Annotated in this window: 1 protein-coding gene; it reads right to left on the bottom strand. The window is 45.8% G+C overall.

Annotation, left to right across the window (positions count from 1 at the left end):
* Positions 1–52 precede the first annotated feature (52 nt).
* Positions 53–961, bottom strand: a complete 909-nt coding sequence (locus ABR189_RS29935) for an IS1595-like element ISBbi1 family transposase (RefSeq protein WP_005807145.1) — start codon at positions 959–961, stop codon at positions 53–55.
* Positions 962–1,099 lie beyond the last annotated feature (138 nt).

The following is a 1,099-nucleotide window of genomic DNA, read 5'->3' as shown; positions in this document are numbered from 1 at the left end:
CCTAAAATCCGCAGGTAGTTAATTAGGATGTTTAAAGATTCTGATTATCCGTTTATGCACCTGTTATATTCGCAATTACTAGTCTGTCAAAGAGTTTGTCTCCAAAATACCGTCTGTTTAATTTGTAAATAAACTCGTTGAGATACAACTGTAAGTATTTCCTTTTGATTTTATGGTAGTTGCCCAGCAATGTCCGTTTTGCATTACTGATTGCGATATGCACCCATTTGAGTGTTTCCTTGGTGGTTTTGGCGTCTGATTTCTCGGTGACGTGCAATTCCACCAGATCGGAGATGTCAACGTAAGAAGTGCTTTTGTCCGAAAATACGATGGCATCATCCTCCATGCAGTCCCTGACCACGCCGTTGATTCCTTCACTTTGATGGCTATCCAGTACCCTGGCCTTGAAATAACGCACATGCTTCTCCTTTTTGCCCGTTTCGATATCTTCCAACGGGGTGCTTTCGGCCATCACCGCAACGTTCTGCTTTCCCTCGGCTCCCCGGCCACGTGTACCCTTGCCTCGCTCGATTTCCTTACTGGCCACCGAAAAGTAACCCTCATCCAGTTCTATCATCCCTTCCAGTGTATACCTTGCATCCCGGTTGCCCATCGCCCTGCGGAGTTTGTGTACCATCGCCCATACCGGTTCGTAACGCTTCAATCCTAATTGCTTCTGGAGTTCGTTGGTGGAGAATCCCTTTTTTGTGCAACTCATCAGGAACATCGTTTTGTACCACACCAGAAACGGCAGCTTGGAGCTCTCCATGATCGTACCGCTGCGCAACGAGGTGCGGAAACGGCAACCTTTGCATTCATAACTCCATTTACCCTGTAACCAATAATGGGAAGTGCCCCCGCATCGCTTGCAGACAACCCCTTCCTTATCACGCTGCTCCTTGAAATGCAAACGACAATCTTCCTCCGAACCGAAATGAGCCGTAAAACTGAATATGTTCATAATCCCTGCTTTTTGAGCGCTAATATACTAAAAATATTAGGTGTGTTTGCGGAGAATCAGATTAAAGATTAAATATAGCAACCATTTTGCTTTTATTTTTGTCCCTTTTGGGTCGTTACTGACCGGGTGCCGGGAAGT

Source organism: Chitinophaga sp. H8, assembly GCF_040567655.1.
GTDB lineage: Bacteria > Bacteroidota > Bacteroidia > Chitinophagales > Chitinophagaceae > Chitinophaga > Chitinophaga defluvii.
The sequence above is the reverse complement of the archived record's forward strand: the minus strand, read 5'-3'. Positions and strand labels throughout refer to the sequence as shown.

What these genes read in the sequence shown, in the direction of transcription:
- ABR189_RS29935 (WP_005807145.1), bottom strand. Translation starts at nt 961, where the DNA reads ATGAACATATTCAGTTTTACGGCTCATTTCGGTTCGGAGGAAGATTGT.